Origin of the sequence: Burkholderia sp. Ac-20379 (assembly GCF_017104645.1) — a bacterium.
In the GTDB taxonomy this organism is placed as follows: domain Bacteria; phylum Pseudomonadota; class Gammaproteobacteria; order Burkholderiales; family Burkholderiaceae; genus Burkholderia.
Genome location: NZ_JAAGPF010000317.1, coordinates 1 through 8,709 on the forward strand (window position 1 = coordinate 1; position 8,709 = coordinate 8,709).

Annotated in this window: 7 protein-coding genes and 2 pseudogenes; 2 read left to right on the plus strand and 7 right to left on the minus strand. The window is 69.4% G+C overall.

Annotated features, from left to right (window positions below; translation table 11 throughout):
- The 6 genes and pseudogenes from G3N92_RS27315 to shiA all read right to left on the minus strand — a co-directional run.
- Nucleotides 1-385: pseudogene (locus G3N92_RS27315) on the minus strand (hypothetical protein); the annotation flags it as partial.
- Nucleotides 386-420: 35 nt separating this feature from the next.
- Nucleotides 421-708, minus strand: a complete 288-nt coding sequence (locus tag G3N92_RS27320; RefSeq protein ID WP_206130705.1) for a RebB family R body protein — start codon at nt 706-708, stop codon at nt 421-423.
- Nucleotides 709-865: 157 nt separating this feature from the next.
- Nucleotides 866-1,893 (minus strand): annotated as a pseudogene (locus G3N92_RS27325) (sensor domain-containing diguanylate cyclase).
- 291 nt (nt 1,894-2,184) lie between these two features.
- Nucleotides 2,185-3,687, minus strand: a complete 1,503-nt coding sequence (locus tag G3N92_RS27330) for a PLP-dependent aminotransferase family protein (RefSeq protein WP_206130706.1) — start codon at nt 3,685-3,687, stop codon at nt 2,185-2,187.
- Nucleotides 3,688-3,759: 72 nt separating this feature from the next.
- The gene (locus tag G3N92_RS27335; RefSeq protein WP_206130707.1) at nt 3,760-4,530 is read right to left on the minus strand and encodes an IclR family transcriptional regulator C-terminal domain-containing protein; all 771 of its coding nucleotides are present in this window, start codon (nt 4,528-4,530) and stop codon (nt 3,760-3,762) included.
- 56 nt (nt 4,531-4,586) lie between these two features.
- Nucleotides 4,587-5,900, minus strand: a complete 1,314-nt coding sequence (gene shiA / locus G3N92_RS27340; RefSeq protein WP_206130708.1) for a shikimate transporter — start codon at nt 5,898-5,900, stop codon at nt 4,587-4,589.
- Between the two features lie 418 nt (nt 5,901-6,318).
- Here shiA and G3N92_RS27345 point away from each other — a divergent pair, with 418 nt between their 5' ends.
- Entirely contained in the window at nt 6,319-7,440 is a 1,122-nt protein-coding gene (locus G3N92_RS27345; RefSeq protein ID WP_206130709.1) for a VOC family protein, read from the plus strand.
- A 51-nt stretch (nt 7,441-7,491) separates the two neighbouring features.
- Here G3N92_RS27345 and G3N92_RS27350 read toward each other — a convergent pair whose 3' ends face one another.
- The gene (locus tag G3N92_RS27350) at nt 7,492-8,280 is read right to left on the minus strand and encodes an SDR family oxidoreductase (protein WP_206130710.1); all 789 of its coding nucleotides are present in this window, start codon (nt 8,278-8,280) and stop codon (nt 7,492-7,494) included.
- Nucleotides 8,281-8,399: 119 nt separating this feature from the next.
- On the opposite strand from G3N92_RS27350, the gene G3N92_RS27355 reads away from it, so the two are divergent.
- Nucleotides 8,400-8,709, plus strand: a 310-nt coding sequence (locus tag G3N92_RS27355; protein ID WP_206130711.1) for a helix-turn-helix domain-containing protein, incomplete at its 3' end; no start/stop codon positions are given.

The window sequence follows — 8,709 nt, forward strand, 5'->3', positions numbered from 1 at the left end:
TCGTCATGAGCCCCCGCCCACCACGCTCTACACACCCACCCACACCCTTCCCCTCCCCGCCGCCCTTCCGAGCCGCGTCGGGCCCGGCATCGGCCGCCTCGGCCGCGGTCAGCACGCGCAGGTCGTCGACGCCGAGCGACAGCAGCTTGATCGGGTTCACGAGCAGGCCGAGCGCGGGCAGCAGCGCCAGCGGCGCGGCGTGCAGGCCTTGCTGCACGGCGGCCACGAACTGCGTTTCGTCGGGAAAGTCGTAGCGTGCGGCCGGCGCGGCGACGGCCCAGGCGAGCCAGCCGGCGCCGCCGTCGATCAGGGCGAGCGTGAGCCGGGCGGCCTCGGACAATTGAGATTCGGTGCGGATCAGGCGGCCGGCGATAGTCAGGGGCATGTCGGGTTTCCTGCGGTGAGAGGACGAGCGGGCGCTCAGATGCCGTGCGTCGGATGCACGACGAGCAACTGATGCGTCGCGATGCCGGTCGAGGCCGTGTCGATCGAATAGAGCGTGGCCACGCCCTGCGTGGTGGACGCCTGCGCGATCACGTAGCTTTGCTGCTGGTTGTTGGTGGCGTTGTGCGCGGCGTTGGCGAGCGCCTGGGCTGTGGCCTGGAACAGATTGCCCATCGCGATGGCCGGCGCGTCGCCGAGCACCTTGACGTTGGCCTGCGTGACGGAATCGGTGATCTGGCTGTTGACGGCGGTCGGGAATGCCATGTTCGCTCCTTCGGCGGGCGACCGCGCGGGCGCGCAATCGTGCGGCGATGGTGACACGGCCGCCGCCGGCGCGCCAGCGCATTCGTATGACATGGCGGCGCGCGATGCGCCGCGCCGGATCGGGCCAAGGGCCAGGCGGCGGGCCGCCCGCCCGCGCTCAGCGCTCGCCTTGGCCGCCGCCCGATTTGCGCTGCCGCTTGGTGGCGTACATCGCCTGATCGGCGCGGTCGATCAGGCCGGTCATCTCCACGCCGTCCTCGGGCAGGATCGCGATGCCCACACTGACGCCGAGATCGAGCTGCTGCCCCTCGAATTCGAACGGCTCGGCGACCATCTCGGTCATCCGCTCGCTCTGGCTCTGCGCGTCCGAGCGGCCGCCGATGCCGGGCAGGATCACGCCGAATTCGTCGCCGCCCACGCGCGCGACCGTATCCGAGCGCCGCACCGAGCGGGCGATGCGCGCGGCCGCCTCGCGGATCGCCGCGTCGCCGGCGCGATGGCCGTAGTGATCGTTGATCGGCTTCAGGCCGTCAAGATCGAGGTTCAGGATGCCGAGCGCGCCCTCCGAATGCTGGGCCGTCTGCACCGCCTGGCGCAGGCGGTCGTAGAACAGCGCGCGGTTCGGCAGGCCGGTCAGCGCGTCGTGCGTGGCGCGCACGTAAAGCTCGTTGGTTTCGCTGCGCGCCGCGTGGAACATGGCGGCCGCGATCAGTTCGGACATCAGTTGCAGCACCTGGATGTCGGCCTCGCCGAACTTGCCGACTTCGGGCGACATCACCTTGAGCACGCCCACCGTCGTGTCGAGGTGGCGCAGCGGCATGACCAGCATCGAGCGCAGGCCGACGCGGCGGCAGGCTTCGCGATCCACGCGGTCGTCGAGTTCGGAATCGTCGCAGCGCAGGATCTCGCCCGTCTGCACGCACAGGCCCGACAGGCTGCCGGCGCGCTTCAGGCGCATGCCGAGCAGGTCGGACGCCATGCCGGCCGCGGCGCGGTGACCATGTCGTCTTGTTCGGCCAGTTCGACCACGGCGCTTTGCGCGTGCGTCAGATGACGGCCGCGCTCGGCGACATAGGCCATCACGCCGCCGAGATCGAGGCCGAGCTTGGCGATTTCGGTTTGCGAGCGGACGATTTCGAGCAGGGTTTCGGCGGAGGGAGCGAAAGACGGAGGCTGAAGCGACACGATGATGTCCTGCACGGAAGACGCATGCGCGGCGGCTTGGGTGCGAGACGCGCGGGCATCGGATTGACCCGGTTCGATCGCGCGTGCCGGCCGGGCCGGGTGCGCGCTTGCGCGCAAGCATAAAGCAAATTCCGGCGGCCGGGCGAGGGGGCGAACGTGAATTTTCGTGACACGCTTACGGCTGCCTTGCGTAGGGCGCGAGGCACGTAAGGCAAAGGGTTTCGGGGCGTTCGGCGCGCGGATTCGTCAGGGTAGCGCGCGGTGCCGAGCCAGCGTTTTCGCGGCGGGCGATCAGGCTCTCACGAGCCGAGCGAGCGCCGACATCGCGATATCGATATGCGGCGCGTCGATGCCGCCATAGCCGAACAGCACGCCCGGCACGGCAGGCGCATTCGCGTGAAACGCCGACAGCCCGATCAGCGCGATCGACGCCTCGCGCGCGGCGGCCAGCAAGCGCGCCTCGTCGAGCGCCGCGCGGAACGGCGCGGCCACGTGGATGCCGGCCGCGGCCGCCACCGGCGCGAACCACGGCGCGAGTTCGCCGTCGAGCCAGGCCGCGATGCGCGCGCGCCGCAGCGCGTATTCGCGCGCCATGCGCCGCAGGTGCCGGCCGAACGCGCCGTCGAGCATGAAGTGCGCGAGCGCGGCCTGCATCAGCGTGCCCGAATGCCAGTCGGCGATCTGCTTGACCTTCAGCAGCGGCGCGATCAGCGGGCGCGGCGCGATCGCATAGCCGATCCGCAGCTCGGGGAACAGGGTCTTGGAGAACGTGCCGACGTAGGCCACCCGGCCATCGCGGTCGAGGCTCTTGAGCGGTTCGAGCGGGCGGCCGTCGAAGCGGAATTCGCAGTCGTAATCGTCCTCCAGCACCACCGCGTCGCGGCGGCGCGCCCAGTCGAGCAGCGCCACGCGCCGCGCGAGGCTCATCGGCATGCCGAGCGGGAACTGATGCGAGGGCGTGGCGTAGACGAAGCGCGCCGCGTCCGGCAGTTGCTCGACGATCAGCCCCTGCGCATCCACCGGCACGCCGATCACCGTGGCCCCGAGCGCCTCGAACGCGGCGCGCGCGGGCGGATAGCCGGGCTCTTCCACGGCCACCACGTCGCCGGGGCCGACCAGCGTGCGCGCGAGCAGGTCGAGCGCCTGTTGCGCGCCGTTGGTCACCACCACGTCCTGCCAACTGCAGGCGATCGCGCGGCTGAAGCCCACGTAGCGCGCGATCGCCACGCGCAGGTTCGGGTCGCCGGCCGCGTCGTGGTATTCGCCGTTGCCGCGCGACTGCGCGCGGATCGCATGATTCAGCGAGCGCCGCCAGTCGCCCCACGGAAAGCGCGTCTTGTCGGTGATGCCGCCGCGGAAGTCGAACGCGAGCGGCGGCGTGGCGATCGGCATTGCCAGATCGGCGGGCACGCGCGACCACACTTCATGCGCGCGGGCGGGGATCGGGGGAGGCGCGTCGGGATCGGCAAGCGGCTCGGGCGCGGCACGTTTGCGAACGGCCGCCCGCGCCCGGTTGGCCGCCTCGGGCGAGTCGGGCGCGTCGTCCGCCAGCGCGAAGCCCGACGCGACGAACGTGCCGTGCCCGGCGCGCGTCTCCAGATAGCCTTCGCTGGCGAGCCGTTCGTAGACGTCGAGCGTGGTTTTTCTCGACACGCCCAACTGCCGCGCGAGATCGCGCGTGGACGGCAGCCGCGTGCCGCCCGCGAGCCGCGCGCCGACGATCGCCGCATGAAGCTGACGGTAAAGCTGGCCGGCGAGATCGCGACGGCCGTGGAGGCTGAGCTGGAGATCCAAGCGCGGGGGCCTGCGGAGGGGGAAGACGGCGACATTCTGGCACGCCGGCCGCGGCTGCGGGCCAGGGCGTGCTCAGAGCACGTTCAGCATCGCCAGCGCGGTTTCCTGCAGCGGCGGCAGCACGCGCGCGCGCGCCGCCTCGGGCGTTTCGTTGCCGATCGGCATGTTGGTGCTGAGCGCGGCCACCACCTCGCCCTGGCGGTTCTTCAGCGGCACCGCGATGCCGCGCACGCCCACCTGCAACTGCTGCTCGATCAGCGCGTAGCCGTCGTCGCGCGCCTGCGCGATCAGTTGCTGGAGGCGGGTCTTGTTGGTCAGCGTGTGCGGCGTGTAGGGCGGCAGCTCGGTGGCGTCGAGCCAGGCGGCCACCTCCTCGGGCGCGTGACGGTGGCCGAGCAGCACCACGCCGGCCGAGGCCAGCGGCGCCGGCACGCGCGCGCCGAGCACGAAGCCGGTGGTCATCACGCGCGACACGCCGTTGCGCGCGATCACCACCAGCTCCCAGTCGTCGAGCACGCTGACGTAGGCCGATTCGTTGAGCGTGGCGCTCAGTTGCTGCAGATACGGCTGGACGGTGCGCGGCAGCCGCGCCGAATCGAAATACGACCAGCCCACGCGCAGCACGCGCGGCGTGAGGCCGTAGAGCTTGCCGTCGGTGTACACGTAGCCGAGCGATTCGAGCGTCAGCAGGTAACGGCGCGCGGCGGTGCGCGTGAGGCCGGTGCGCGCGGCCGCCTGGGTAGGCGTCATGCGCGCGTGCTCGCTGTCGAACGCCTCGAGGATCATCAGGCCTTTTTCGAGGCCGGCGATCCAGTCGCGCTTGTCGAGAGGGGTTTTCTTCATTGCGGGCGGAGCGGGCCGGGCGGCGGGTGCAGCGCACCGCCCGGCGCACGGGTGCGTCAGGACGCGGACGCGACGCGCATCCGGGCTGCGACGATCACCGAGATCAGGCAGCCGATGGCCAGATAGCCGGCCACCAGGTGCCACGAGCCGCTCGCGAGGCTGACGAGGCCCACCGCGATGAACGGCGTGAAGCCGCCGCCCACCACGCTGGCGAACTGGTAGCCGACGCCCGCGCCGCTGTAGCGGTATTCGGCGCCGAACAGCTCGGTGAACAGCGGCTGCTGCACGCTGACCACCATGTCGTGCGCGATGTTGGCCAGCATCACCGCGAAGATCACGATCCAGACCGTCGAGCGCGCTTCGAGCGCCACGAAGAACGGCACGGCGGCGGCCAGGCCGATCAGCGCGCCGATGATGTAGATGCGGCGCAGGCCGAAGCGGTCGGCGAGCCAGGCGAAGCAGGGGATCGTCACGCAGCTGATCGCGCCGACCAGCAGGCCGATGTTCAGGAACAGCTCGCGCGACATGTGCAGGTTGGTGGTCGAGTAGCTCAGCGCGAACGCGGTCACGATGTACATCGTGAACAGCTCGGCCAGACGCAGCGCAATGATGAACAGGAACGCCTTCGGGTGACGCGTCAGCGCCTCGAGCACCGGCATCTTCAGCTTGTGGCCGGTCTTCTCGACCTTCTGCACGAACTCCTGCGACTCATCCATGCTGGCGCGCACCCACAGGCCGATCAGCACCAGCACCACGCTGGCCAGGAACGGAATGCGCCAGCCCCAGGCGCGGAACGCGTCGTCGCCGAGCGTGTGGCTCAGGATCGACACGATGCCGGTGGCCAGCACCAGGCCCACGCCGTAACCGACCTGCACGCCGCTGCTGTAGAACGCCTTTTTCTTCTGCGGCGCGCTTTCCACCGCCATCAGCGCCGCGCCGCCCCATTCGCCGCCCACCGCGAAGCCTTGCAGCGCGCGCATCGCGACCAGCAGCACCGGCGCCCACCAGCCGATCGACGCGAACGTCGGCAGCAGGCCGATCGCCACCGTCGACAGGCCCATCATCATCACCGTGATGACGAGCATCTTCTTGCGGCCGAGCCGGTCGCCGTAGTGGCCGAACACCACGCCGCCGAGCGGACGGAACAGGAAGCCCACGCCGAACGTGGCGAACGCGGCGAGCGTGCCCATCGTCGGGCTGACCTTCGGGAAGAATTCGGCGTTGAACACCAGCGCGGCGACGATGCCGTAGAGCAGGAAGTCGTACCAGTCGACGACCGCGCCGACGAAACTGCCGATGGCGGCCTTGCGGGCCTGGGTGCGGGCGCGCTGCGCGCTCGCCTTGTCGAGTGAATCCAATGCGGGGGTCATCTGGTGTCTCCTGTCGTGCCGGTCCCGGTTCCGGCCGTGTGGCGGGCCGGTGCTTCGCATCGCGCCTGACTGTCGTCGCGACGAAATTGCTCGCAGCATAGGGGCGCGGCGGCGGCTCGACAATGCTTGGCGAACGCGGGAGCGCGATTATCGTTCAAATGCGTGCGATGATCGAACGATTTTCGGGTTAGCACTAGGGCCGGGCGGCGCGCCGGCCCCGCCGGCGGTGCTGGAAGCGCCCGATTGCCGAGCCCGCGCGATTCGTTTCAGACTGTCGCCAAGCGCCGCCCCGATTGCCGCATATCGACGGGGCTTGGGCGGTAATGAACGATCCGGTTAAAATTGCGGCGATGGCGCCGCCGGTGCGCAAACCGGCCGCCAAGCCTTGCCACGCCATACCCGCTTCTGGAGACCACGGATGTCCAGCCACTTTCCCAAGTCGTCCGCGACGACCCCCGTTACCGCGGACGACAACCCGCTCGGCATGGCCGGCCTCGAATTCGTCGAGTTCGCCGCGCTGGCGCCCGACGATCTCGCGCGCCGCTTCGAGCAACTGGGATTCAAGGCGATCGCCCGGCACGTCAGCAAGGCGGTCACGCTGTACCGGCAGGGCCAGATGCATTTTCTGCTGAACGCCGAGCCCGATTCGTTCGCGTCGCGCTACGCCGAGGAATACGGCATGGGCGTGTGCGCGATCGGCATCCGCGTGGAGAGCGCGCAGCGCGCGTTCGACCGCGCGCTCGAACTCGGCGCGTGGGCGTTCGAGGGCGAGCGGATCGGCAAGGGCGAGCTGGCGATTCCCGCGATCCAGGGCATCGGCGATTCGCACATCTATTTCGTGGATCGCTGGCGCGGGCGCGGCGGCTTGACGGGCGGGGTGGGCGACATCTCGATCTTCGACATCGATTTCCGCCCGATCGATCCGGCCACCGCGCAGGCCGATCTGCATCACGCGGGCAGCGGGCTGCTGGTGCAGGTCGATCACCTGACGCAGACGGTAGGCGCGGGGCGCATGCAGGAATGGCTCGATTTCTACCGTGACCTGCTGCATTTCCGCGAGATCCACGAGATCAACGCGAACTGGCACGTATCGGCGGAATCGCGCGTGATGGTGTCGCCCGACGGCGAGGTGCGGATTCCGCTCTATGAGGAAGGCACGGCGCGCACGCGGCTGATGCACGACTATCTGCCCGACCATCCGGGCGAGGGCGTGCAGCACATCGCGCTGGCCACCGACGACATCGTCGCGTCGGTCGATGCGCTGGCCGCCAACGGCGTGGAATTCGTCGAACCGCCGGCGGCCTATTACGATTCGATCGACGCGCGCCTGCCGGGCCACGGGCTCGACGTGGCGGCGCTGCGCCGGCGCGGCATCCTGGTGGACGGCGAGATCGTCGACGGCGTGCCGAAGCTGTTCTTCCAGACCTTCGTCAAGCGCCGCGCGGGCGAGATTTTCTTCGAGATCGTTCAGCGCAGCGGCCATCAGGGCTTCGGCGAAGGCAATCTCGACCTGCTGGCGAACGCGCGGCAGCACGGCTGACGCCGGGCGTTCGAAACCGTTCGGCCCCGCCATCTGCGGGGCCGTTGCCGTTTACGCCGGTTGCTTGTAGCGCGGCGCGGCGTGCACCTGGCTGATCTTCGGCAGCATCGCCTGGCGCGCGCCTTCGTAGTGCTTCCATTGCCCGTCGTCGTGCAGCGTCGGGATCGTCACCGTTTCGCGCAGGTCGTAGCCGGCCAGCGCCGCATCCACCAGTTCGTCCACTTCCATCACGGCGCTGAGCGAGTTCACGTCGGTGCCGGCGTGATCCCAGATTTCCGTGCGCGTCGCGGCCGGCAGGACCGCCTGCACGTAGACGCCCTTCGGCCCCAGTTCGAGATGCAGGCCGTGCGACAGGTAGCTCAGGAACGCCTTGGTCGCGCCGTACACGGACAGCCCCAGCTCGGGCGCGAAACCCACCACCGAACTGATGTTGACGATGCTGCCCTTGCCCTCGCGAGCGAAGCGCGATGCGACGGCGTTCGCCAGCCGGGCCGGCGCGGTGGTGTTCAACGTGATCAGGCGTTCGACCGCGTCGGGCGTCTGGTCGACGAAGCCGCCGGGGATCGTGCTGCCGGCGTTGTTGACGAGCACGCCGATCGAGGCGTCGTCGCGCAGGCGCGCTTCCACGCGCACCAGGTCGGCGTGCTGCGTCAGATCGGCGTTGAGGATCTCGACCGTCACGCCGTGCTCGGCGCGCAGGCGGGCGGCGACGTCGTTCAGGCGCGACTGGTTGCGGGCGACCAGCACCAGATCGTGGCCGCGTTTCGCGAAACGGTCGGCATAGACGGCGCCGATGCCGGTGGACGCGCCGGTGACGAGGACGACGGGAAGCTTCGACATGCTGATTCTCCTGAAAGGAAAGTAGGGTAAGACCGCCATCCGGTTATTCATGATGGCCGTCATGTATTTAATCATGATGTTGATCATGTATCATGTCAAGCATCGAATTGGAGGACGACATGAGAGTCAGTCGGGAGCAGGTGGCCGAGAACCGGCGAAAGATCCTGGAAGTGTCGAGCGAGCTGTTCCGCGAGCGCGGCTTCGACGCGGTGACGGTGGCCGACGTGATGAGCGCGGCGGGCCTGACGCACGGCGGCTTTTACGGCTATTTCAAGTCGAAGGAAGACTTGATCGCGCAGACGCTGGCCGAACTCGTGAAGGGCGAGGACCGGCCCGAGCTCGACATGCTCGGCTATGCCGAGCGCTACCTGAGCACGCGCCATCGCGACCAGTGCGCGACCGGCTGCCCGGTGGCCGCGCTCGGTTCGG

Coding starts and splice junctions, on each gene's coding strand:
- G3N92_RS27345 (WP_206130709.1), top strand. CDS start 6,319: ATGTCCAGCCACTTTCCCAAGTCGTCCGCGACGACCCCCGTTACCGCG.
- G3N92_RS27320 (WP_206130705.1), bottom strand. CDS start 708: ATGGCATTCCCGACCGCCGTCAACAGCCAGATCACCGATTCCGTCACG.
- shiA (WP_206130708.1), bottom strand. CDS start 5,900: ATGACCCCCGCATTGGATTCACTCGACAAGGCGAGCGCGCAGCGCGCC.
- G3N92_RS27335 (WP_206130707.1), bottom strand. CDS start 4,530: ATGAAGAAAACCCCTCTCGACAAGCGCGACTGGATCGCCGGCCTCGAA.
- G3N92_RS27350 (WP_206130710.1), bottom strand. CDS start 8,280: ATGTCGAAGCTTCCCGTCGTCCTCGTCACCGGCGCGTCCACCGGCATC.